Source organism: Paraburkholderia sp. RL18-085-BIA-A (genome assembly GCF_046027075.1).
Classification (GTDB): domain Bacteria; phylum Pseudomonadota; class Gammaproteobacteria; order Burkholderiales; family Burkholderiaceae; genus Paraburkholderia.
Genome location: NZ_JARESU010000510.1, coordinates 1 through 813, shown reverse-complemented (window position 1 = coordinate 813; position 813 = coordinate 1). Strand labels below are relative to the sequence as shown.

Sequence of the window (813 nt, the reverse complement as noted above, 5' to 3'; positions counted from 1 at the left end):
CGGCGTCCCGGTTTTCGAGCTCTTCGGTGAACGGCAGACGTGGCCCACGCCGGATCTCCTGCATTGCGAGTCGATAGCGGAGCGCAGCCGTGTGCACGACTGGGAGATCGCGCAGCACCGGCATGCGGATCTCGCCCAGTTCGTGTACGTGCAATCCGGTCATGCGCTGCTTGACGTGGAAGGTACCGTCACCGAAATCGACGAGCCGGCCGTGCAGATCGTACCGCCGATGTGCGTGCACGGCTTTCGCTTCAGCCGCAATATCGCCGGCTATGTGATCACACTCGCGCTGCCGCTGTTCGACTGGCTGCAGGACAGCCTGGGCGATGCCGCCCCTGCTTTGCGGAGGGCAGGCTGCCATGAGGTCGGCGCCGACAAGCCCTACATCGACCAGTTATGCCAGCGGATCGCCCGCGAGTATGGCACCGTAGCGCCGGGGCGCGATTTCGTGCTGCATTCGCTGGTCGGCGCGCTCGGCAGCTGGGTCGGGCGGCAGCAGTGCGAGCAACGAGAAGACGAATGGCGGCCGGATCGAGGACAGCAACGAACGGCAAGCTTTTCCCGGCTGGTCGAGCAGCATTTTCGCGAGCACTGGTCCGTCGCCCAGTACGCTGCGGAGCTGGCCATCACGGCGGCGCAACTCAACAATGTCTGCCGCCGGTCGCTCGGATGCACTGCGCTCGAACATGTACACCGTCGCGTTCTGCTCGAGGCGAAGCGCAATCTGATCTACACGACCATGACGGTCGCCCAGATTGCCGATTTGCTGGGTTTTTCCGACGTGGCGTATTTTTCGCGCTTCTTCCGGCGGCT

The 813-nt window shown here is 64.0% G+C and carries 1 protein-coding gene; it reads left to right on the top strand.

Annotated elements, in window-relative coordinates; translation table 11 throughout:
• Positions 1-91: 91 nt before the first annotated feature.
• Positions 92-813: helix-turn-helix domain-containing protein (locus P0D89_RS53555; protein WP_408379744.1), on the top strand; the 722-nt coding region annotated here is incomplete at its 3' end.